Origin of the sequence: Agrobacterium vitis (assembly GCF_014926405.1) — a bacterium.
GTDB lineage: Bacteria > Pseudomonadota > Alphaproteobacteria > Rhizobiales > Rhizobiaceae > Allorhizobium > Allorhizobium vitis_H.
This window is the reverse complement of record NZ_JACXXJ020000005.1, coordinates 2,277,026-2,297,160: the sequence shown is the minus strand read 5'-3', so window position 1 is coordinate 2,297,160 and position 20,135 is coordinate 2,277,026. Positions and strand designations below refer to the sequence as shown.

The window sequence follows — 20,135 nt, the reverse complement described above, 5'->3', positions numbered from 1 at the left end:
TCGCAGAGCTTTGCCGTTCCCCTTCGGGCTATTCGCCCTTCACCTTCCACTGTGGAAGGGTCCACCGGACCTGCTTAGATAACTGGTCGCGGTATTTCGTAAGCTTGACGATATCCGCCAAAGCCTGTTTGCGTGCGTCCGGATCGTTGAGGTCGGAGGTCTCTAATTCCGCGATCCTGGCGTTGATTTCTTGCTGTTTGAAGTCGTTGACCATACCGGCGAGTGTGGTGGCAGCTTCGAGAAGCATACCAATTGTCAGTTCGGCTCTGCCGACTGCGCCATTGATATTTTCGTAAGTCGAGGGTTCGATGTCGCCGGTTGCTGACTTTGGGCTTGCCTCATCATAAAACCCATCAGCTTGCAATCCCGCCACATCAAGGGCCATCTCATAATCAATGCGCTCGCCGGAATGGTCTGCGTATTCGGAGAAGCCTCGCCTCAAATACCAGTGTTGTGTCGGCTCGCTTTGCCTACGCGCCTGCTTGTCCTCCTCCTTTTGTCGTTCGCGAAAACGTCGAACCTTTTCAGCACTCGTCATAGCCATATTCGTTGTCATCCTTGTTCGGTTACAGTTACTATGTAACCGAAACCAAAATTGCAAGTGAAAACTTATGCTGCTTCTAGGAATTCTTCCCGCTCACGAGGGGCCTGCGAATATGCGGGCCAAATACGGGCGACCTCTCCTAATCTCTGCACGAGATCATCGCGGCTTCCAAGCAGTGGTAGAACCTCGACAAGGCGGTTAGTCACGGCCTCATAGAGATCATTCGGAAGATAAATTTCATCAAGCTGGTTATCCATGTTCCACGTCCTTCGGTTACATCTACGGTTCTATGTATCCGTAATTCTGAATGAAATGTAAACCGCTAAATTGAAAAATATTAAATAATATCAGATACTTAGTAAGTAAAAATTGATTTACCGGCGATTTCTCCGTGCGATTTTCTGTCTGGCTAGGCTGGCTTCATACTCCTCACGCGCACCGGCGCGGGTTGCGTTGCACTGATAGACGATCTTGTCGGTGCCAAGCGCTTCAGCCGTCTCGTGGAAACTCTTGCGCATGTAAGCGGCCCATCCGGTAGCGCTCCAAAGCCGACGGGTGTCGGTTTCCCGTCCGGTGGCCGGGGCTTGCAATTTGCCACCCGCGCTCTTCAGGGCTTCCCGGAAAGACTTCCATTCACCGCGCTCCAGGGTCGCGATACCATGGGCATGAAGTCGCCCGGTCGGGCTGACTTCTAACGCTAGTGAGATCGGCACGGCGCGGCCAAGCAAGGTCTTGCAGCGTCGGTTGAGGGCGTCGGCAAGCGCTTTAGCCGGACGTTCTTCTTTCTGAAGCTTCGCCTGCTTCTCTGGTGTCAGGTTCAAGGTGAAGGCAACGGACTCACTGCGGAAGGCGTAATCGCGGACACGGCTTTCCCGATCATCAGCCGGCAGTCGTTTCCAGGCCTTCGATTTCTCGTGTGATGCTCGTTGCGCCTTGATGGAGTTCTTCGCATTGCGGCCCCTGGGCTTATGCTTCTGCTGGTGGGCCTCATACTTACTAAGCTCCTGGGCAACGATGGTTAGGTAGGTAGGCTTAGGGGTGTTTGTATGGTTGTTTGCATATACTAGAGCCTCGTCCCCTTGGGCGGCGGGAATACCTTGTGCCGTAGGGGTTTCAGGCCGATTTGCGCATGCCGAAAATGTTGCAAAACACCCGTTTTTGCAGATGTCGTTTGTCGAGCTGTGGTCAACAAAACCCACGGGGGATTGTTGACTTTTACCCGGCTTCGGGTAATATAGATCCATTCATAATACCTCTAAGGGCTCGGTCTTCCGTCGAAAGCGGACCGGCCCTTTATTTTTTGCATTATGTCATTGTAGCAATGTTTATCTATACGTTCAAATGTCTAGTTTCCTTGATATTTTAAGCAATTAGACAGGTAATTTATACATAATAGTATTGACGAAATTCGTGATATAGTGCGATAATGGCGACGATCAAAAGCGGCATTGTGCTGCTAGACAGATCAAAATTGATTGCGAGCGCCGGAAGTCAGGGATGACCTCCGGCGTCTTGCGTTTATCTGCCGCGTCCAGCGCTGAGTAGATTACCTGGTCTCATTTGCTGCTGGAGTTCTGAAACTACGACCGAGCGCATCGTCGCTTCCATTTCGCGCGATACCTGTTTTGCGAGGTCGGCGTTTTGTTCTGGCGTTCCACCGCCTGAAGTGTTCACCGTTACGGGGGTGGAAATGCTGATGTTTTGGACTGATGAGGCATTATTGTAGCTGGGCTTCAAGTCCGCTGCGCGCAAAGCAGGGGTATTCCCAACATAGCCCCCTTCATCATATCCGCCACGAAGCGCCCCACGGTGCATCGCCTCAAGATTTCCCAGACCGATGCGGCGCGTTGCTGCCTTTGACATGACGTATTCGCCCTTATGGACGACGCCAGCCGGTTCATATTTTCCGCCGTCGCCAGTATAGCCACCGTCCGCGAAGCCAAAGATTGACCCGAGGATACCACTGCCGGTGCCTCCGCCGCCAAACAGGCCGGAAAGCGGTCCTTTGCCGAGTAGCGCCGCCTGAAGGCTGGCGTCAACGAGACTGTTTAAGAGGCCTTTCAGCGCCCCCTCGAGGGTCTGTGTGCCGGTGAGGAGGCCTGATAAGTTGCTGGTGAAGCTTTCGGCGAAATAGACCTGGGCATTTTTCAAGCCATCAGTGGAAGCCGCGACCTTCTTGTTTTCTCCATCAATCTGTTGTGTCAGAGCGATCTTCTCGCGGAGCTTGGCGATTTCCTCATCTGACAAGGTAATCCCGGCGCGCTTAGCCTCTTGTTGGGCTTGATAGACCGCAAGCTCAACCTGTTGTTGCGATGCCGACATGCTGGAGATCGACTGTTCAAACCGCGCGAGATCAAGGCCTTCTTGCACTGTCTGGTTTAAGCTCTTGCGAGCCGCGTCCTGCTGCTTCAGTAACTCTGTCCGCTGCTTATCGCTGTCGGTCGGGGCCAGCGGCTGCGCTGCGGTCGGCGTGCCGTTATAGGTGCTGCGAATAGTGCCATCGTCCACGCGGTTAAGGCCGGTCCACTCCTGCCGAAGCGCTGCCGGATCACTACCACGACGGCGAAGAAGGGCGCGGGCAAGTTCGTCCTGGGTCTTTTCATCATAGAGACGATCACCGGACAGGCCTAGTTCCTTGATAAGGCCCTCAAGGGTCGCGCCCGTGATCTGGTAGCGGCCAAGCGCGGACGAACCTTTGCCGTCGCCGTAGAGGGCGCGGTTAGCCGGGTCAGCGAGCATCTTGCGCTGAAGGTCACGCACCTGATTGAGCGTCATGCCCGTGAGGTTCTGAGCGCCGCCCGTCCACCGGCCATTGTCGAGTGTCGCGTTATAGTCCCCGCCGCTTTCTACGCTGGCGATAAGATCAAGGATATTATCGTGCTTGCCGAACTTGGCGATGCTCTTGGCGCGGTTTGCAAGGTCGGTCGCGTTCATGACCTCCCCCATCGTCCGGGCGCTGTTCACGGCCTTGTTGTAGGCCGCGTCGATGCCGTTCGTCGTGGCGAGGGTGTCGAGTTCGGCCTTCAGTTCCGGGACGAGGTTCTTCAGTTCGATGAGCGCGGTCTTGAAGTTCCTTGCTGCGGTCGTGTTCGACGTGAAGCTGTTGCCGACATTAGTGGTCATACCGGACAGTTCTCGGAGCGCGGCCTTCAATTCGTCGCTGCCGCCTCCCAGAGCGACGATCTGGTCTTCGATGGCAGCGAGAGCCGCGCGAAGCTGGCGAAGTTCGGTCTCCTTCAGGGCGTTGAGCGGATTCGCTTCTGTTTCGGCGATTTGCTTGGCAAGGTCGGCACGTTGTGTCTGAAGGCGCCGAAGCTGTTTATCGGAACTGTTATAGCTGGCGACGGCACGATTGCGTGCTCCACCTGAAGGGTCATTGATATAGCCGATCACTTTCGAAGCGACGTTGACGCTTTCGACAGCGGCCTGCTTGGCATAGACCATGAAGTTCCGCCACATGGTCGAGAACTCTCTGTCAATCTTCTTCGCGGCTTCAATCTGCTCATCGGTGAAGAGGGTTGCCTCGCTACGCATCTTTTGAATTTCGGCGACGGATAGGCCAAGCACCTTCGCCATCTGTTCCGCGCCGGTTCCGCCGAATACCTCGTCAAGAATACGGGTTTGCGCGGCTGCATCCATCGTCTGAAGCTTGCCGATGATCTCATCAAGGAAGCGGCTGGGGTCTTTCAACTTCTGCGCAACGTCGGTCGCGGTATAGCCGAGACGCTGGAAAGCCTCTTCGGCAGTGCCCTTGCCGGTAGTGGCAAACTCGTCCGCGTTGATCTGGAAATCCTTCAATGCGTCGGTCACGCCGTCGATGCTCATGCCGGTGCCAGTGGCGACATAGGTCCACTGCTGCCATACCTTCGATGAGACACCAGCTTTACGGGCCTCACGGTCTACTTCGGCGACGCTGTTCGCGATTTCCTTCAGCGCAATGGTTGCTCCACCCACGCCGGCAACAAGAGCACCGCCACGCATCAGTGGGGCGAACATCGTTTCGAGCTTGCTACCAATGGACGACGCGGCGTTATCCATCGTCTTTTCCATGTTCTCTGCCGACTGCCGGGCGCGGCCTTCCATCTTTCGGAAGTTGTCGTTTGTGGCTTTGGCCGCCCGGCTCATGTCCTTCTCATACTTGTTAAGCCGGGCCTCCAGGCTCACGACAAGACGCTGTGTGTCGTCCATTTTGGTAATTCCTATGCTGCTTCTGACCAAAGATGGTCGAGGTCGTCTGGGTCCATGTCGAGGATAGAGCGACGGTTATCGTTGGCGACTGCCCGAAAGACGGACAGCGCCGACGCGATAGCGCCGTCGATGTGATTGCTGTGGCTGGTGCCTTTGTGCATCGTCGTTGTCTCGGAAACATTTGCTGCCCGCCTGATCACAGCACTTTCAAAGTGATTGCGAAGGATCGGGTGCGCGCCGTGACGGATGCGGCGACCATTCACCACACGCTCAAGGTCACAAATCGGGCCGTGCATATTGGAGGGCGATTGGCGCACTTGAAGCACGTTAATGCCGTAATCCATCAGCCTGCCCATGATCGGGCCAGCAAGCGAAGGGTCGAAGACGACCTCCTGCACGTCGTAGGTGCCGCAGAGGTCGATAATCTTGTCGGCGATCACGTCGGGTTCAATCACTCTGCCGCCGACGACAGTCAACAGGCCGTCGTCGCGCCAGCGCGGATATGGAACCTGTTCGACCTTCGCCTTGTCCTCTAGGCCTTCGGACGGCAGAAAGAACCACGGGTGAACAGAAATACGGCCATCATCGTGACGCCATGCACCGACGATAGCAGTCAAGTCACCGGAACGTGACAAGTCCACGCCGAGCCAGCACGGGAGGCCTTCAAGGTCGGCGAGGTCGAAGTTCGGATCGCACCCGGCATCGTAGACGGCCATATCAAACAGAGGATCGCGGGAAGCAGCCTGCCACATATTAAGGTGGAACTGCTGGAACGCGAACCGTTCGGCAGGGCGATGTTCGGCCTCGCGCGCCATCGTCTGCAAGCCGCCGAGATCGGGAAAGCCGTGGGTAAGGCCGGGATTGACCTTTTGCCAGACGGCCTCATCGCGCCAATCGTCGCCGGGTTCGGCTTCGAAAATGATCGGCAGAAACGACGGGTCATCAATCTCGCCTGTTGCGACCTTCCGGGCGTAATCGTAAATCTCGAAACCGATGTTTTCCTGTCCACGGCCTGCGGTCGTGGCGATTATCATCAGCGTGTCGGGAACCTTCGCCATGCCGGACTTGAGCGCTTCCCAAAGGTCGCGGCCCTTCCAAGCGTGGATTTCATCAACAAGCACAAAGCTGGGCGTCTTGCCGTGCTGGGCCGCGCCATCGCTGGAGACGGCGAGCAATTCCGCCTTGTTTGGTTTGCAGATGATCTTTTTCGCCGAGTTATGGGCATCATAGATGCGGGTCGCCGCGACGTAGCGCCTATCTTCCCGCACGATGTTCGCGGCTTCTTTGAAGCCGATTCCGGCCTGCTCGCGGTCGGATGCAGCAAATATAGCCTGTCCGGCCGACCGCGCTTCCGGGCCGATGGTGTGGAGAAGCGCCCAAGCTGCGGCGATACTGGTCTTGCGGTTGCCACGGGGCAGCATAAGAAAGACCGTGCGGACGATACGGCTTCCATCGGGCTTACGCGGGCCATAGATGCGCCGAGTCATACGCTCCTGAAAGTCGTAAAGCTGGAACCGGCCATTAGCGCCGACACTGGCCGGGTGCTTCAGCGCCCGGATGAAATCAACCGCTTCCTGTCCATAGCCGAACGGGTCAGCGATGGCGCTGCCGTCAAAAATCCAGTGCGGAAAAGCGCTCTTAGGCATGATTGCGGTTCCTGCCGATCATCATGGCGTTCGGTTCGTCGTCGTCCTCACCGGTCGCACTGCCGACACGGGCGCGTGATACCGGCGAGAGGCCGTATTCGGCGGCAAGCTGCCGTGCAGTCTGCATCGCCCGGTTCTGCATTCCAAAAAGAGTCTTATCCAGGCCGGACGAGCGGAAAATCGCTTCGATCTCGCGGACACGGCCTACGGCGACACAATAGTTTTCGACGCCGGTCAGGTCCGCTTTCGTGACGATTCGATCTTCGATCAAGCGCGGCATGATTCGTTTCCATTCCGCGCGAGCCTCATCGGTCATCCATTTAGGGGCCGAAGGTGCTTTCGTAAGCGGTGCGCGATCCGGTGTGAGCGCGGGCTTCACGCCGCGAAGATGGGTCATGTCGTGGCGACGGCCCGAAGCTCAAGGCCACGCCGTCTACCGATTTCGCTGACTTCCTTCAGGTCATAAGTCGCACCGTTATAGCTTACACGGTCGGCGGTTGTGATGCCGGGGAGATATCGGATACGGAAAATGACGCTGTTGCTCTCTGCTTCACCGAAGCCAGTCAGGAATTCAGACGCCGATTGCTGCACGATCTCCGCACGCACGGTGTCAAAATTCGTCCAGGCGGCGGCCACCGCGCCGGATGGCTTCACAGTTTCAATCTGTCGTTCGATGGTGATAATGCGATCAAGTTTCCCGGCGCGCATTAAATGACCCACCGGATGAGGGCTTCGGCGGATAAGACGCCGTGTCCATAGGCTGGATTTGGATCACGGGGGAACCGTGATGCCGTGAGGCGGAAATGATCGCATGCACCGCCCTCAATATTAAGGGGTCTGTCGAGCGTTGAAATAATCGCGCCTGCGATCTCTTTTGCTGCATCCTGCCCGGCGTCCAGCGTCCAAACATGCAGGTCAAGATAGACCCATGCTGTGCGCTGGCTGCGGTAATCGTGGCCGTGTAACGTGGTGCTGCCATCCGACATAATGATGGCTGGCGTCTTATCAGGGCGCGAGCCACCGGCGCGAATATGATCGGAAGGCACAAGAGCCATGATGGCAGGATCGGCGATTAAGCTTTCGCGAATTGCAGTTTGAACGGCAAGCGTGGGTTCGATCATTGCTTATTCCATGCGTCTTTAACGGCCTTCTTCGCGGCACGATTGATGCGGTTTTGCAGGCGCTTACGTAGCAGGCGAAGCGCCGGCCAAAAGAATGGTTGGGCATCCGTGTCGGATGTGCCGTATTCGACAAGGTGCGCATAACGGACATCGGTGTTGCCAGCGGTGACGATGACTTCCGTCTCACCGGCAACACGTGAACCACCCGGTTGGCTATATGCCGGCGTTGATTGGCCGGGCATGGTAACGGCAATACTGTCGATGAGCGCGCCGGTATCGCGCGACGTTTCGGCAAGTGCTTTTTGAGTATTGGCAAGCTCTTGGCCGGACTTTAGAAGGGCAGGCATGATGGCTTCGCGCGGTGCGCGCCGGGCGCGATCCATAGCCGCAAGTGTCTTGGCGAGCCCGTTGTCCTTATTATTCGCCATTGCCAAACCAATCTTCACGGTAAGAATTGGCGATATTCGTCACGCCAAGCGGTGCAAACTGCATGGAAATGCCGGCTGCGATGGCCTCGCGTTGCTCATAATAATATGAAGTCAGCAACAGCACGGCACGCTTTAGGTCTGCCGGGACAGGATCGAAGTCGGTGAGTGGCTTGCCGATGAAGTTGCCAAGCCAAACGTCGGCGGCCTCGATATAGAAGGAAATCAGTTCATCGTCGTTCGTGCCGTCGATGTTCATGTGTGATTTTGCGAGCGAAAGCGTGATGCTGCTCATGCGTCTTCGGCCTTTCTAGAAAAAGTTATATTCGGGGTCTCTTGTGCGGTGCTCCCCGCGCCGGTCCCCGAAAAGGCTGGCAAGTTGGAGATCGCCCCCGCCCGGCGCTGCTTCGGCGTCGGGGTTGCTATTACCTGCTCGACATTCGAGGGTTGAGTCGGATAGGGATATGCACTCTCAAACGTGGAGAATTTGAAATCATGGAAATAGAAGAGCACGGCAACTTCTACCTTCACAGGCAAACAATCGCTGACGCTGACGGGCGAGTAACCGAATTCTTCGACGTTGGGCGCATTATTGTCGTGAAAGAGCGGCGCATCCACAAAGCGAATTCCGATGTCGGGTTCGCCAGTCGGGCCGAAGCACTTCAGTGGATTCAGAAACAGAAAGCATAGCGTCATAGCCCACGCTCCTGCCGCTGTTTGACAGAGTTGTGACAGGGTGCGCAAAGGGGTTGCCAGTTGGCGCGGCTCCAAAACAGGTTCTTGTCACCACGATGCGGTTTGATGTGGTCGACAACAGAGGCGGGCTTGCCACAGCCGGACATGGCGCAATAAGGATGCGAGGCGAGGTATTCGATCCGGGCCTTGCGCCATTGATGGTCGTAGCCGCGTTCGCGGGCTGAAGCGCGCCGGGCATCATGGCGCTGGTTACGTTCGCGGGTTTGGGCGCGCTGGCATTCGCAGAGGACGCCATGGGCCACGACACGGCCACAAGAACAGATGCGGGGCGGCTTGCTCATCGGCCATGCCTCTGGATGTTGCTGCGCAAGGCCTCGAGGCCGTTGCGGTCGAAGCTGGCATCAGGCTCAGGCGTTGCTGCTTGCTTCTCGTCCTCTTCGCTGCTGCCATGAACGGCCTTCAACTTGGAGATATGGCCGGCATAAGCGCGGTCAATCTCGGTCGGCGTGCTGTTCCAAGCAGTTTCCGGCGACCAATTAAGCCAGCCGGTCGCGTGTTCGAAAAGGGCGGCATAGTATTCCGCCCATGGCAAAGGCTTGCCGGTGTTGGTGACGGGCTTCGCGTTCGGTGCCGGTGCCGGCGTCAACATGCTGACTAGCTGATAGAGAGGCGCTTGCACGCTGCGGAAGAAGGGTGAAAGTGGCCTTCCGGTTCCCGCCCCAAGGAAGGCCACTGCATCCTGTCGCGAGGTGGAACACGTCAGGATGATGTCAGAAACAATTGTGAAGTCGCATTCGTCCAGCGCACGGAAGAGTGCCGGAAAACTATAGCGGGCCTCAAGAGTGGCAGCGGCCCGCAGGGTTGGGCGAAGCGTCAAGGTGCTGCCACCGTGCGCAATCGCCACTTCCTCATATGCGGGCCGCTGATATGTCATGGATTAGGCCGCTGCCATCTTCAGCTTGCGGAAGACATCGGTGCGGACCACGCCAGCACCGACACGACGGCGAGCATGGAATCGGATCAGGCCTTCGGTCGCCAGAAGATAAGGGTTTGGGCGAACCTGAAGCTCGATGCGGTCATAGATGCGATAACCGGCCTTAAAGTCGCCGAAGATGATCGGGAAGGCGTTCGCGGCAACATCGGGCATATCGAGAAGTTCGACCACCGGACGGCCAAGGATGGTTTCGGGCTGGCCTGCCTGATAGGACGGTTGCCACAGATAATTGCCGTTGCCGTCCTTCAGAGTGCGGATGACGGCGAGCGTGGTGCCGTTCATGGCCCACGTTCCGCGATTGCGGTAAACGCCCGGCAGCGAATACATAAGCTTGATAAGCGCGTCGGCGTTCAGGTTGGTGGCATGACCGTTCAGGCTGTTGGTGATGCCGGCTTCGGCCATGAAGCCCTTCGGCTCAAGGGTGGCGCTGCCGTTGACGAATGCGAGGCCTTCCTTCGCGCCAAAGTCTTCGGCCAGCGCGAGGCGGATTTCCTGTTCGACGTCATGGCTGGCATCTTCAATGAGCCAATTGCCAACATCGACGTGCGTGGTCATTTCCTTGACGGAAAATTCCATCTGGTCGAACGTCGGTTCGGATGCCTCAGACGCAACTGCTTCGCCCTTCCACTTTGCGTTCGTGACCGTCAAGCGCTTTGGTAGAATGACGGTGTGCGAACCGGTCGAACGAACATCAGCGATGCCGCGCACCGGTGAGAACTCGACGAGGTTGCGAATGAATTCGCTGCTGGTTTCTTCCGGGGCCAGAATGTAGCCGGGCGCATCGCTCGACACGGTGAGCGCCTTCTTCACCATATCCGGTGCGTCTTGGTAGCCGGTGCGGAGGAAATCGCCAAACACCTTGCGCGCGTTGTCGTTTTCGCCGTTGGGCTGGTTATTATTTGAAGCAAGCGGGCGGTTTGCCTTTGCCTCTAGCTTGTCCATGCGGGCCTTAATGGCCTTCAGTTCCTGCGGGGTAACAACCGGGTCGGCCTTAGCCTCCATTGCATTCTCGATTTCGTTTTCCATGTTTTCCTCAATCTGGGATTTGATGACGGTGACGCGGGCGCCTGGATGGACCGGGCGACGGCAAAGGCTGATCTCGTTGATGGTGATGGACTTGAAGACGCGGCCTCCTGCGCCATGTGGTTCAAAGCCGGTGTGACGGAAGCCAATGGATAAGCCGGCGATCTTCCCGGCCTTTAGTTGCCGGTGTGCATCGCGAGCGGGTTCGATGCCTTCCACAAACAAATGGCCCTTCACCTCGAGGCCCTTGTCGGTTTCGGCGTAGGTTTCCCAAACGCCGACAACTTTCTTCTGGTCGTGTTCCATGACCATTGGCACTGAATTGGCGAATGAGATGGTGCCTTTCTCGATAACGTCACCGACGCTATCCGGCGATCCGAAAGGCCATGCGATGCCGGTGACGGTGCCGGTGTCGTCAATCGAGACATCGGCCTTGATTTCGAGACTTTGAGGTTCGATCATTCGCCAGCCTCTTCCGGCTTTCCGCTCCATCGAGCATCAAGAATGTCGAATGCAAGAGGCAGCACCTCCATGATCGGTCGGGGTTTTGCGTAAGTATCGACAAGTGTCTGCGCTTCTGCCGGCGAGGTCCCGCCACCGATGAGGCCCGTGCGGATGATTTCGATGATGTCGGCGAAGTGAAAATCTTGTCGCATGAAGCGCGCATAAAGAGCGCCGATGCCGACGCCGGTCTTGCGTTGCAATTCATCGATCATGGGTGACGTGAGGGTGAAAGTCTTTTCGCCGTCACCAAAATAGGCGGTGTGCCGCATTAGGCGAGCTTCCACTTTCCGTAAGTGCTGGCTTCAAGGTCGGCAGCTTCTTCCGGCGAGCCGGAAATCTGGAGGGTGATATTGTCGGTCATGCGTTCTCCTTCGGCGTCTGGCGATCTGCCGGGCCGGTCGTGGTTGTGGTTGTGTAGGGATTTGCAAGTTCATCACCGCCCGGTAGTGCCGGTAGATTCATTGTGGCGCGAACTTCGTTCGGAGTCATGGCGCGCATAGCGACCAGCTTGCCGAAGATTTCGGCGCGACCTGCGGCATCGGCGCGCTGAAGATCATCAATGACGAATTCGAAATAATGATTGTCGCGCTCTTGGTCGGTGAGAAGCACGGTCGCATAGGCATCCTGCCATTTGTCCAGCCAAGGTCGAAGGCAGAGCTGGAGAAAGCTTGCCGCCATCTGTTCCGCGTTGCTCCAGGTCGCCCTTTCCAGTTGGTAGAGCATGGAAGGTGGAACACCGAAGATGCGAGCGATCTCGTTGATCTGCTCCAGGCGGTTTTCGATGAACTGTGCGTCGGTGCTGGTCAGGGCGATTTGCTGATATTTCCAACCGGCGTCTAAAATGAGTGGGGTTGTTTGCTTACTGCCGCTGAAAGCGGTGCGCCACGACTTGAAAATATTGCCGATGGTCTTCGCACCGTTGTCTTCGCCGACGAGCGCCTTGCCTTCATTGTAGATCATCGCAGCCGGGCGTGCTCCGCTGCCAAACAATTGCGCTGCATGTTTTTCAAGCAGGGAGGCGATGCCAATGGCCTCGCGGCCTAGTTTGACCGGCGAGAGGCCACCGAAGGCAGGGATATAGAGAACGTCACGATAGGAAAGCCGCACCTGTCCACGTTCGGACGAAATCAGATAGAAGGGTTCGCCGTCGTCCTCGCAATTCCGCTGCACCTTAGACGGGTCCAGCCGATGAGCCTCAAGCGGACGATCATCGGAAGCGCGAACTACCTGCGCATAGCCAGCGCCATGAAGCAGGGCGTCAATGGTGAGGTCAATGCGAAGCTGCCCGGCACTGGTCCATTCGTTTGCGCGACTATGGGTGATCTTATGGGCGCTGCGGTCCTTCGCGGCTTCCTTACTTTCTTCGGCTTCTTGATAGAGCTTGCAAGGAAGAGAGCCGATAGTTTCGGAGATCAACCGGACCGCGTGAAGCACTGCGGGAACATGTAACGCCGAGGTTCCAGTAACGGAAACACCAGAAGCGGTTGGAACCATGCCAACAATGGCATGAATTCCGGGATCAGAAAACGAATATGACTTCTGCTCTTGCCGAGGCCCGAAGGCTTTCACAACTTTACCAATTGCCGACGTGAGCTTCATCAAATGTTCCCAGAAATTCAATCTGGGAACATTGTCTCACGCTTGGAATCTTGTGTGAAGCTTTAAAGTGATAATAATCCTAAAATATGAAAATAAGCCTTATATTAAAAACATCTCTGTTTGAGTATAGTCTAAATATTTATGCTTTTAGGGCTTGTTTCTGACCGCATTTCCATATGACTTATAGGCACCGCAGCGCTCTGCCGTGGGAACCGAACTAATTCGCCGCCTTAGAGAATAGCGGACGGGCTTAAGCTACTCTTTAAGATCCTACATAGGAGAATAGAATGGCATACTATTGCATATCGTTCCGCATTGCTGACCAGACTGCGCTGGGTAAATCTTATGATGAGCGGCGCAAGGCTCTAATCGAAGCCGCGTATGATCAGAAAAGGGGGTTTTGGGATAGCACGACGTCTTTCATTCTAATCGAGTCGTCATTAGATACCGTCAACTTTGCAAAATCTGTCTGCGCCAGTCTAAGCCCACAACATGACATGGCAGTGGTGTTCGATCCGTCGGACATGTCCATGTGCTACTTCGGCCAAGTGAACGAAGCTAATATCTTAGAATCGTTCTTTAAAATTTCTCAGAAGATCTAATGGTTTCTTTCCATATGATCGAGATTCTAGGTAATTGCTTTAGAGTTCGCTAAATGCTGCAAGCATAAACCGGGATAAGAAATGGCATTCACCAGCTCGACGCGCTTTTCGAGAACGCCCTGGGGAAGCACACCATAGCCGCGTGTCACCTTGTTTCCGCTCACATGGCCGAAAATGAAGTTGAACTGTTCATCTAAAAAGCCCGCCCGGCGCATTGCGTCAAAAGCGCCATGACGGAAGGAATACAACGAAATACCACGCCCCTTTTTCACTCCTATACGGGTAAGGTAGCGACCGAATTCCCGACTAAAATCGGCAATCATCTGTCCGCGAGAATTGCGCTCGGCAAGAGGAAAAAGACGGGTATGTCCGGCTTGCTTGACAGAATTATAATAGTCGAGGAAGCCAAGTTTGATGAGTTTTTTGTGGACTGGAACCACACGGCGCGACCCCGCCGTTTTTAGGCTTTTAAACCCTTCGATATCCTCGGGGTCGCCCTCGGTTTCGGTGATGTCCATCACCCAATGTCCATGATCTTTCCTAACGTCGGAAAGAAGAAGCTGTGCAATCTCTGCCGGTCGCGCACCAGAATAGAGCATGACAAGCGGCACCCAAAATCGATGATCACGAATTTGGACGTTGCCTGCTTTATTCCAGAAGCGCGGAGCATCCGCACTCTGGCATCCAGTAAATAGTGGCGAGTGAAACAGTAGGTCCATTTGTTCTGACGAGAAAGGGAATACCTTCTTCCTCTTATCTTTCGGCAAGGACATGCCTTCGATAGGATTGCCGTCAATATAGCCATGCGAGGCAAGCCAATGGCAAAAAGCTGCAAGGCTTGAGAGATAACGGTTGACGGTGCGCGAGGTTAAAGCAGGCTTGCCGACCGTTTCGTTGTGCTTGACGATCTGCATGATAGACATTCCCGCGAATACCTTCGTTTCTGTCGCCTTAACGGGATATCGGATTAGCAGATCTTTCCATTCGCGAGCTGCTTTCTTATTGATACAATGCGCCGGAAAATTATTCCCAACATATTGAATGAATGTGCCGACGTCCCGGCGAGCTTGATTAAGTGTATCAGCAGTGACGCCGTTTGGGTTTTCACGTGCATATTTTTCGAAAAGCTCAGAAATGGTTTCACCCGGGGCCGCTACCTCTTTAACTGCATGGCGTGCGGGCTTCACAATTGAATCGGTAGAGATGCCAGAATAATTGCCTGCATCACGCTCAATGGTTCGTTCAAGAGCCTGGATCTCGCTGCGCATCATTAGAACACACAGGTCGCCGTATTCATCGGACGGCTTGTCAACAATAAGGCGATGTTTTGCAATGAATGCATCTGTGTCCGTCATAATGAGCCGGAAATCGCGAGTGACAATTTCACGCTTGAGCGCGGCGAGACGACGAGTGCGATAATTGGCGTCATCGCTTCGAGCACGAATCATAATCTCAAGGTCAGCATGTGCATTTATCATACCGATGAAATCATCTGAGCTAATGATGTTGCGTTCGATCTTACGCCAAACCTTTTCCTCTTCAGCCGCGATATCAGCGGGGGAGGGCATGGCTTTCCGCTTCTCGTCGTCGCGCTGAAGGGTGCTTTCGTAGTGCTCCCAAACTGCAACGGCCTTGTCTTCGCTTGTCAGATTACGCCGGCTGCGGAGGTCATAGAAGATCTCATCCCACTTCACCCTCTCGCGATTGTAGGCGATCTTTGCCTTCGCCTCATCGGTCGTGCGAAGCGAAATCTTCTTATCCTCGACACCGTAATGGGGCTGCAAATCTACAGGTATGAAGATACGGATATACCAGACACCGCTCGTCGCTCTGCGTTTCATTGCTGCCTGTCGTGCCACGCCACCGCCCCATCATTCCGGAACACTAAACCGGAACACTTATAGCGAGGAAAGTCATTTAAACGCAATAGCTTGAATGAAACCAAGGCGCTAGGAAATATTGGATTTTGTTCCAGGCGCCCCAGCCACTCCTCCGATGCCACATCGTTGAGATCGCCGTTAGAAGGCTGATGGTCGAAAACAAAAGTGGATTGCCTTCGAAAACGGGTGAGACTTTTGCTGGACGAACGCCTGAAACGGGCTTTTGAAAGCCCGTCCTCTCAAAAAATAAGCTTGAGCAGCAAGACGACGACGATCAGACCAATCAGGAAAATGGCCCCGATCGTGCCACCAATGAATTTCAGCATTTTTCTACTCCTTCGATTGTCAGCAGCCGATAGAAGATGCGATCCGCGACTGACTGTTTCAGGTCTTTCAACGATCTAGGCTGACTTGAGTTCCAATCCCGACCAGGCGATGACGTTCCTGGACCATCGCCGCTGCCTGGTAAATTCAATGAGAGATCGCTGTTTCATGGTTTGCCAATGCATACCAGATCGATTACCTATGCCGCCGAAAAGCATGCTTTGAAGGTTGTGGGCCGTGAATGTAGATTTTCAGGATAGTGTCGGGCATGGCATATCCTTCAAATATTCCCCGACATCGTTATCTGCCCTGACGCTGGGTGAGCTGCGACATCTCATTTCCGAACTCAATATGTTTTCCGAACAGCTGGGCTGCGTGGTCTTCGAGGGAGACGGATCGAGCAAGACCGATCTGGTGATCTTCGGCGGAAATCTTGAGCGCTTTTCGATGCTGTCGGTGGCCCGAGGCCTCGGATCAAGGGTTTTCTATTTCCAGGATACGGTCAGCTGGTGGTATGGCGGCTCGAATTTACTTCCTGATATCGATGGTATCGCGGCATTTCTGCGTCGCTATATCGGGCGCCAATTTATCGGGAGCCGGCCCTGTCTGGTGTTTGGTCAGTCTTCCGGCGGCTATGCGGCGCTTGCGCTTGGTGCCATGTGCCCCCATTACGACGTGCTTGCCTGTTCACCGCAAACCTTTGCCGATGCGGAGTTGAAGCGCCGTTTGCAAATATCACCCTCGCTGGCGGTGCAGCATACGCCAGATTACCTGCTCGATATCGAGGATTTGTATAGGGTTTCCACCCGGACGGGCATGGCCGCAGCAATTTTTTCAGCCTCGGAATTTACCAATCCGTATTATAATCATTTCTGGATGGACCATTTGCATATGGCTAAGATCGCGCATGTGGCATCGATTGACGTATTTCTGGCTGCCTCGTCCAACCACTCGATTGTGTTTCAAAGAGCGCGGCTGTTTTCGGAGTTCCTGAAAGAGCTTCTGGAAGCGGGAGGAAAGAAGGCCCGCGTCAAGCAAGAGATCGTCCAAAGACTGGTACATGCCATCCAGCCCTCGGACGCGCCGGACGAGTAAGATCATACTCTGTCGAAAATAGCCTCTTCAAGGCTTGGTGCCAGATGGCGACCGAAGTTGAGCCTCGATGGCGACCTTGTCTATGACCGACCAGACATTGGCGATTTTCGATCCGTTGAATTCATAGAAGACGTTTTCGGTAAAAGCCACCCGGCGCCCATTGACGGGCACTCCCAGAAACAGGCTTTTGGGAGAGCAATCGAAGGAGAGTCGCGCGGCAATCTGCTGTGGTTCGCAGACGATCCGTTGAATGTCGAACCGCAGGTCCGGTATATCGATAAAGTCTTGAACCAACATGTCGCGGTAGCCATGAAGCTTGAGCAAGCGGTCGTTGTGGCGAACCTCGGCATCGACAAAGAGGCCCAATTCATCCCAGGCCTGGCGGTTGAGGCAATCGATATAGGCACGGTACTGGTCCACAAGCTGTTTTACCGGCATTTTGGCCCTCCTTGTTGGTGATCATCGGAACATGTCTGACCCAGGGATTTGCTGCTGCGGCTTTTGTCGTTGTCTTCCTGGCTTGGCGCAGACCTATTTACGCGCAGATGGCGCACCGCGATACCTGCGGGGATGTGACCGGCGGCATGCTTTGGCACGCCGATGCGCTGCGAAAGATAGATGCTGGAATGGCCGCTGGTGAGATAGGCGGTGAAACAGGCGACAGCGAGATAGACGGCATGGGTGGCGCCGAACAGCTCCAGGCCCATGATCATGCAGGCAAGCGGCGTATTGGTGGCCCCGGCAAACACGGCGACGAAGCCGAGGCCAGCAAACAGGTCGGTCGGCGCGCCGGTCAGGCCCGCCAATGCATTGCCAAGCCCCGCTCCGATAAAGAACAGCGGCGTGACTTCACCGCCCTTGAAACCGGCACTGAGGGTGACGACGGTAAACAGCGCCTTCCAGGCCCAACTCGCGTAATCCACATGGTCCGGGCGGAAAAAGCTGAGAATGGTGATATCACCCGGATTGGGTGACCAGACGCCCAGCCCCAGATAATCGCGGGTGCCGAGCAGCCAGACCAAGGCAAGCAGAATGGCGCTGGCCAGCACCGGACGCAGGGGTGCAGAGGGAAGCAAGGCTTTGTAAGCAGCACCTGCCAGATGCGAAATCTCGGCAAAACCATGCGCCGCCAGTCCAAATACGGCTCCGGCAAACACCACCTTGAGCATGATCATTGCATCCAGGTGAAACCCGCCGCTATCCGGCATGTTCTTGAGATAGGCGATGACGTAATGGGTATGGCTCGCCCCCCAGGCCTGACAGGTCCAGTTGGCCACCACGGCAGCCAGTAGAGCCGGGAGCAGGGCCTCATATTGCATCCGGCCAATGGTCAGCACTTCCAGGGCAAACACTGCGCCAGCAATCGGCGTGCCGAACACGGCGCCGAAGCCAGCGGCAATTCCGGCCATCAGCAGGATGCGGACATCGCCGTGTGCCAGCCGAAAGAGCTTTGCAAAGGCGCTGGCAAGGCTACCGCCGAGCTGCACCGCCGTGCCTTCCCGCCCAGCAGAGCCGCCCACCAGATGGGTCAGCACCGTGCTGACCAGAATGAACGGCGCCATGCGCAACGGCACGCCGCCGCCCGGCTCGTGGATCTGCTCGACGATCAGGTTATTGCCGCCTTCTGCCGCTTTACCAAAACGCTGATAGGCCCAGACCATGGCAAACCCGGCAATTGGCATGGCATAGATCAGATCGGGATAGGCAAACCGTAGCCGGGTCGCCTCATCCAGGCTCCACAGAAACAGGGCGACGAGTGAGCCCACCATGACGGCCATCGGGATTGTGACGGCGATCCATTTCACCAGGCTGCGGATCTGGTGCAAACGAAGACCAATAAATAAGCGAAGGTCAGGAAATGCCGGGATCGTCCTCATTTTGACGCTCCCAAAACAGCAAATTCAATTGCAAAAAACAGCCTGGAAATTCTGGACATGACTCTACTCCTCCGCCTTGGCGTGTTGAGTAGGAGTCATCGGCTTCATCAAGGAAGCGGTTCGGCGTCGTGCCCGGCAGAATCCATTGCCGTTACAATCGAATATCGATTGACACCCATGAAAGTCAATGGGCGGAGGACGGAGGGCGCCGTTTTTTCATCGTTGATAGCATCGTTCTGTTTCGGTTTTGCCGCACGATGCTCTCGTCGCTGCGGTGTCTGCAACGAAGGGCAAAATCCAGAAAGTTAATCGCAAAAGCGCGTTCTTTATCCTCCGTTCACCATCTTCCTTGGGTGGGACTTAACCTTAACGGCCCTATAAATCACCCATCCGCTTTTGGAAAATTCGGTCTTTTGGGGACGTCTGGCGGAGGCGTCTGGTTGGGGAAATTCGGACTTTGGAGCCGTTGAACGTGGTTGCCTGCGCATCCACGAACCGTTTGCTGTTGTCGTCGGGTGACTGGATGTTTGCAGCCCTCGCGACAGCGAGGTGACATGCCGTCCAGTATTGCGGACGGCTTGTGTTTCGCCTGTTTTGTATTGAGCCCGTTTTGTACTGAGCCCGTTTTGTACTGAGTATGTGAGTGAGCGTATGACGAGTAAAAACACCAATGTTGCGGCGTATACCGCGCTTCAAAGCCTGCGCCATACAGTGTCCAGCCGCGATGATAGTCAGGCGCGGGTCACGACCGGTTACCGGGTCGCTACCGCGGCTGATGATGCCGCCTATTGGTCGATTGCAACGACGATGCGCTCCGACAATCGATCCTTGTCTGCCGTGCAGGATGCCTTGTCCATGGCCGCTGGCGTGCTGGACACGGCTGAAAGTGGCATGAGTACGTCGACCGATCTGATGATGGATGTGAAGGCGCGTCTGGTGCTGGCGCGTGAAGGCGGCACCTCACGCGACAAGATCAATACCGAACTGGACGAGATCCGCGATCAGTTCCGCTCCATTGCTGAATCCTCCTCCTTTTCCAAGGAAAACTGGCTGTTGCGCGATGCCGCCAGCGACAAGGACAATCGCAACCTCGTCGGCTCCTTCGTGCGCGATGGCGCTGGCAGGATCAGCATCAACACGATTGATTACAATGTCGGCGGCGAACCGGGCACGTCCAAGGTCAATTACCTGATCGACGATGTCGATGGGGAAGGGGGTATTCTCACCGGGTCCGGCTTTGCGACGGAGCTTGGCACGGCCAAGACCTGGGTGATGTTCAATGGCTCCAAGGCCTCTACGACTCATGACGAGATCAGGCTGGAAGACAGCACCACGAATGCCGATATCGATGACATGATCAAGGTGGTTGATGCGATGGCCGAACGGATGAATGGCGTGGCGAGTACGCTGGGTGCGATGAGCAACCGGGTGGAGATGCAGTATGAATTTTCCAAGGACCTGCAAGGCTCGATCAGCAAGGGCGTCGGCAACATGGTCGATACCGACATGAACCTGGAATCGAGCCGCCTGAAAGCCCTCCAGGCCAAGGAGCAACTCGGCATCAAATCCCTGTCTATCGTCAATACCAGTGTGCAATCCCTCTCGCAGTTGTTGTAA

Annotated in this window: 23 protein-coding genes and 1 riboswitch; of the genes, 3 read left to right on the top strand and 20 right to left on the bottom strand. The window is 55.6% G+C overall.

Annotation, left to right across the window (positions count from 1 at the left end):
* Positions 1-28 precede the first annotated feature (28 nt).
* The 16 genes from IEI95_RS22030 to IEI95_RS21955 form a co-directional block, all read right to left on the bottom strand.
* A complete protein-coding gene (locus IEI95_RS22030; protein ID WP_194417029.1) occupies positions 29-544 on the bottom strand; it encodes a hypothetical protein in 516 nt (171 codons plus the stop codon).
* 65 nt (positions 545-609) lie between these two features.
* A complete protein-coding gene (locus IEI95_RS22025; RefSeq protein WP_194417028.1) occupies positions 610-801 on the bottom strand; it encodes a hypothetical protein in 192 nt (63 codons plus the stop codon).
* Between the two features lie 117 nt (positions 802-918).
* The gene (locus tag IEI95_RS22020; protein ID WP_194417027.1) at positions 919-1,788 is read right to left on the bottom strand and encodes a hypothetical protein; all 870 of its coding nucleotides are present in this window, start codon (positions 1,786-1,788) and stop codon (positions 919-921) included.
* Positions 1,789-2,062: 274 nt separating this feature from the next.
* The gene (locus IEI95_RS22015) at positions 2,063-4,732 is read right to left on the bottom strand and encodes a phage tail tape measure protein (RefSeq protein ID WP_194417026.1); all 2,670 of its coding nucleotides are present in this window, start codon (positions 4,730-4,732) and stop codon (positions 2,063-2,065) included.
* A gap of 11 nt (positions 4,733-4,743) precedes the next feature.
* Entirely contained in the window at positions 4,744-6,378 is a 1,635-nt protein-coding gene (locus IEI95_RS22010; protein ID WP_194417025.1) for a terminase large subunit, read from the bottom strand.
* Positions 6,371-6,694, bottom strand: a complete 324-nt coding sequence (locus tag IEI95_RS22005; RefSeq protein ID WP_273545188.1) for a P27 family phage terminase small subunit — start codon at positions 6,692-6,694, stop codon at positions 6,371-6,373. The genes IEI95_RS22010 and IEI95_RS22005 overlap by 8 nt, the downstream gene beginning before the upstream one ends.
* A 77-nt stretch (positions 6,695-6,771) precedes the next feature.
* Positions 6,772-7,086, bottom strand: a complete 315-nt coding sequence (locus IEI95_RS22000; protein ID WP_194417023.1) for a phage head closure protein — start codon at positions 7,084-7,086, stop codon at positions 6,772-6,774.
* On the bottom strand, positions 7,086-7,499 hold the full coding sequence (gene gp17, locus IEI95_RS21995) for a DUF3168 domain-containing protein (protein WP_194417022.1): 414 nt from the start codon (positions 7,497-7,499) through the stop codon (positions 7,086-7,088). Before gp17 ends, IEI95_RS22000 begins: the two co-directional genes overlap by 1 nt.
* Complete coding sequence (locus tag IEI95_RS21990; protein WP_420481796.1) at positions 7,496-7,945, bottom strand: HK97-gp10 family putative phage morphogenesis protein; 450 nt, start codon at positions 7,943-7,945, stop codon at positions 7,496-7,498. Before IEI95_RS21990 ends, gp17 begins: the two co-directional genes overlap by 4 nt.
* A complete protein-coding gene (locus IEI95_RS21985) occupies positions 7,917-8,219 on the bottom strand; it encodes a head-tail connector protein (protein WP_194417021.1) in 303 nt (100 codons plus the stop codon). Before IEI95_RS21985 ends, IEI95_RS21990 begins: the two co-directional genes overlap by 29 nt.
* Positions 8,216-8,620, bottom strand: a complete 405-nt coding sequence (locus IEI95_RS21980) for a hypothetical protein (RefSeq protein WP_194417020.1) — start codon at positions 8,618-8,620, stop codon at positions 8,216-8,218. Before IEI95_RS21980 ends, IEI95_RS21985 begins: the two co-directional genes overlap by 4 nt.
* Complete coding sequence (locus IEI95_RS21975; RefSeq protein ID WP_194417019.1) at positions 8,617-8,961, bottom strand: HNH endonuclease signature motif containing protein; 345 nt, start codon at positions 8,959-8,961, stop codon at positions 8,617-8,619. The genes IEI95_RS21980 and IEI95_RS21975 overlap by 4 nt, the downstream gene beginning before the upstream one ends.
* Positions 8,958-9,554, bottom strand: a complete 597-nt coding sequence (locus tag IEI95_RS21970) for a hypothetical protein (RefSeq protein ID WP_194417018.1) — start codon at positions 9,552-9,554, stop codon at positions 8,958-8,960. The genes IEI95_RS21975 and IEI95_RS21970 overlap by 4 nt, the downstream gene beginning before the upstream one ends.
* 3 nt (positions 9,555-9,557) lie before the next feature.
* Positions 9,558-11,099 (bottom strand): phage major capsid protein, encoded by a 1,542-nt coding sequence (locus tag IEI95_RS21965; protein ID WP_194417017.1) that lies wholly within the window; start codon positions 11,097-11,099, stop codon positions 9,558-9,560.
* Positions 11,096-11,410 carry a gene transfer agent family protein gene (locus IEI95_RS21960; RefSeq protein ID WP_194417016.1) on the bottom strand — a complete coding sequence of 105 codons (315 nt, stop codon included), beginning with the start codon at positions 11,408-11,410 and terminating at the stop codon, positions 11,096-11,098. Before IEI95_RS21960 ends, IEI95_RS21965 begins: the two co-directional genes overlap by 4 nt.
* Positions 11,411-11,498: 88 nt before the next feature.
* On the bottom strand, positions 11,499-12,740 hold the full coding sequence (locus tag IEI95_RS21955; RefSeq protein ID WP_194417015.1) for a phage portal protein: 1,242 nt from the start codon (positions 12,738-12,740) through the stop codon (positions 11,499-11,501).
* 287 nt (positions 12,741-13,027) lie between these two features.
* On the opposite strand from IEI95_RS21955, the gene IEI95_RS21950 reads away from it, so the two are divergent.
* A complete protein-coding gene (locus tag IEI95_RS21950) occupies positions 13,028-13,342 on the top strand; it encodes a hypothetical protein (RefSeq protein WP_194417014.1) in 315 nt (104 codons plus the stop codon).
* Positions 13,343-13,368: 26 nt separating this feature from the next.
* On the opposite strand, the gene IEI95_RS21945 is transcribed toward IEI95_RS21950, so the two are convergent.
* Together IEI95_RS21945 and IEI95_RS29875 are read right to left on the bottom strand one after the other, a co-directional pair.
* Entirely contained in the window at positions 13,369-15,201 is a 1,833-nt protein-coding gene (locus IEI95_RS21945) for a site-specific integrase (RefSeq protein ID WP_194417013.1), read from the bottom strand.
* Between the two features lie 260 nt (positions 15,202-15,461).
* Positions 15,462-15,548 carry a small membrane protein YohP gene (locus tag IEI95_RS29875; protein WP_444875226.1) on the bottom strand — a complete coding sequence of 29 codons (87 nt, stop codon included), beginning with the start codon at positions 15,546-15,548 and terminating at the stop codon, positions 15,462-15,464.
* Positions 15,549-15,783: 235 nt separating this feature from the next.
* Here IEI95_RS29875 and IEI95_RS21940 point away from each other — a divergent pair, with 235 nt between their 5' ends.
* Complete coding sequence (locus IEI95_RS21940; RefSeq protein ID WP_194417012.1) at positions 15,784-16,641, top strand: hypothetical protein; 858 nt, start codon at positions 15,784-15,786, stop codon at positions 16,639-16,641.
* A gap of 27 nt (positions 16,642-16,668) precedes the next feature.
* Here IEI95_RS21940 and IEI95_RS21935 read toward each other — a convergent pair whose 3' ends face one another.
* On the bottom strand, positions 16,669-17,079 hold the full coding sequence (locus IEI95_RS21935) for an ester cyclase (protein ID WP_156534041.1): 411 nt from the start codon (positions 17,077-17,079) through the stop codon (positions 16,669-16,671).
* Entirely contained in the window at positions 17,070-18,518 is a 1,449-nt protein-coding gene (locus tag IEI95_RS21930; RefSeq protein WP_156534039.1) for a chloride channel protein, read from the bottom strand. Before IEI95_RS21930 ends, IEI95_RS21935 begins: the two co-directional genes overlap by 10 nt.
* An 82-nt stretch (positions 18,519-18,600) precedes the next feature.
* A riboswitch (Fluoride riboswitch) is annotated at positions 18,601-18,677 on the bottom strand.
* 492 nt (positions 18,678-19,169) lie between these two features.
* On the opposite strand from IEI95_RS21930, the gene IEI95_RS21925 reads away from it, so the two are divergent.
* Entirely contained in the window at positions 19,170-20,135 is a 966-nt protein-coding gene (locus tag IEI95_RS21925; RefSeq protein ID WP_156534037.1) for a flagellin N-terminal helical domain-containing protein, read from the top strand.

Bases quoted from the DNA above. Each gene is read 5' to 3' on its own strand.
- IEI95_RS22030 (WP_194417029.1), bottom strand. From the start codon at position 544: ATGGCTATGACGAGTGCTGAAAAGGTTCGACGTTTTCGCGAACGACAA.
- IEI95_RS22025 (WP_194417028.1), bottom strand. From the start codon at position 801: ATGGATAACCAGCTTGATGAAATTTATCTTCCGAATGATCTCTATGAG.
- IEI95_RS22020 (WP_194417027.1), bottom strand. From the start codon at position 1,788: ATGGATCTATATTACCCGAAGCCGGGTAAAAGTCAACAATCCCCCGTG.
- IEI95_RS22015 (WP_194417026.1), bottom strand. From the start codon at position 4,732: ATGGACGACACACAGCGTCTTGTCGTGAGCCTGGAGGCCCGGCTTAAC.
- IEI95_RS22010 (WP_194417025.1), bottom strand. From the start codon at position 6,378: ATGCCTAAGAGCGCTTTTCCGCACTGGATTTTTGACGGCAGCGCCATC.
- IEI95_RS22005 (WP_273545188.1), bottom strand. From the start codon at position 6,694: ATGACCGATGAGGCTCGCGCGGAATGGAAACGAATCATGCCGCGCTTG.
- IEI95_RS22000 (WP_194417023.1), bottom strand. From the start codon at position 7,086: ATGCGCGCCGGGAAACTTGATCGCATTATCACCATCGAACGACAGATT.
- gp17 (WP_194417022.1), bottom strand. From the start codon at position 7,499: ATGATCGAACCCACGCTTGCCGTTCAAACTGCAATTCGCGAAAGCTTA.
- IEI95_RS21985 (WP_194417021.1), bottom strand. From the start codon at position 8,219: ATGAGCAGCATCACGCTTTCGCTCGCAAAATCACACATGAACATCGAC.
- IEI95_RS21980 (WP_194417020.1), bottom strand. From the start codon at position 8,620: ATGACGCTATGCTTTCTGTTTCTGAATCCACTGAAGTGCTTCGGCCCG.
- IEI95_RS21975 (WP_194417019.1), bottom strand. From the start codon at position 8,961: ATGAGCAAGCCGCCCCGCATCTGTTCTTGTGGCCGTGTCGTGGCCCAT.
- IEI95_RS21970 (WP_194417018.1), bottom strand. From the start codon at position 9,554: ATGACATATCAGCGGCCCGCATATGAGGAAGTGGCGATTGCGCACGGT.
- IEI95_RS21965 (WP_194417017.1), bottom strand. From the start codon at position 11,099: ATGATCGAACCTCAAAGTCTCGAAATCAAGGCCGATGTCTCGATTGAC.
- IEI95_RS21960 (WP_194417016.1), bottom strand. From the start codon at position 11,410: ATGCGGCACACCGCCTATTTTGGTGACGGCGAAAAGACTTTCACCCTC.
- IEI95_RS21955 (WP_194417015.1), bottom strand. From the start codon at position 12,740: ATGAAGCTCACGTCGGCAATTGGTAAAGTTGTGAAAGCCTTCGGGCCT.
- IEI95_RS21950 (WP_194417014.1), top strand. From the start codon at position 13,028: ATGGCATACTATTGCATATCGTTCCGCATTGCTGACCAGACTGCGCTG.
- IEI95_RS29875 (WP_444875226.1), bottom strand. From the start codon at position 15,548: ATGCTGAAATTCATTGGTGGCACGATCGGGGCCATTTTCCTGATTGGT.
- IEI95_RS21935 (WP_156534041.1), bottom strand. From the start codon at position 17,079: ATGCCGGTAAAACAGCTTGTGGACCAGTACCGTGCCTATATCGATTGC.
- IEI95_RS21930 (WP_156534039.1), bottom strand. From the start codon at position 18,518: ATGAGGACGATCCCGGCATTTCCTGACCTTCGCTTATTTATTGGTCTT.
- IEI95_RS21925 (WP_156534037.1), top strand. From the start codon at position 19,170: ATGACGAGTAAAAACACCAATGTTGCGGCGTATACCGCGCTTCAAAGC.